A 535-nucleotide genomic window follows, 5' to 3' on the forward strand; every position below is an offset into this window, starting at 1 on the left:
TTGGTCGGCGGGCGTGGAGGTGGACTGGGCTGCCGTGAACGGTGGGGAGGGTGGGGCCCGGAGGTTGGCTTTGCCGACGTATGCGTTTCAGCGGCAGCACTACTGGCCCAAGGCCGCTGTGGGGGCGGGGAATCTGCCGTCGGCGGGTGTGCAGGCCGCTGGGCATGCGTTGTTGGCGGCTGCGGTGTGGCTGGCCGAGGGTGATGGGTTGGTGTTGACGGGTCGGTTGTCGCTGGCTGCGATGCCGTGGTTGGCCGACCACGCGGTCCACGGCACCGTCCTGTTGCCGGGGACGGCATTCGTCGACCTGGCCGTCCACGCCGGCGACCTTGCCGGGTGTGGTGTCCTGGAGGAGTTGACGCTCCAGGAGCCCCTGGTCCTGCCGGAGCACGGTGGTGTGCAGGTCCAGGTCCACGTCGGGGACAGCGATGGCGACGGCGGCCGGCGAACCGTAACGGTCTCTTCCCGTGAGGGGGAGGGCGAGTGGGTGCGGCACGCCGTCGGTTTGCTGGCCCCGGCCGATGGTGAGCCTGCT

The 535-nt window shown here is 70.5% G+C and carries 1 protein-coding gene; it reads left to right on the forward strand.

Going from position 1 to position 535, the window contains the following annotated elements; translation table 11 throughout:
- Positions 1 to 64: 64 nt before the first annotated feature.
- Positions 65 to 535 (forward strand): polyketide synthase dehydratase domain-containing protein (locus tag WA788_RS35580; RefSeq protein ID WP_335984648.1); only part of this gene is annotated, 471 nt, incomplete at its 3' end.

The sequence above is a fragment of the Streptomyces sp. CA2R106 genome (assembly GCF_037034245.1).
In the GTDB taxonomy this organism is placed as follows: Bacteria; Actinomycetota; Actinomycetes; order Streptomycetales; family Streptomycetaceae; genus Actinacidiphila.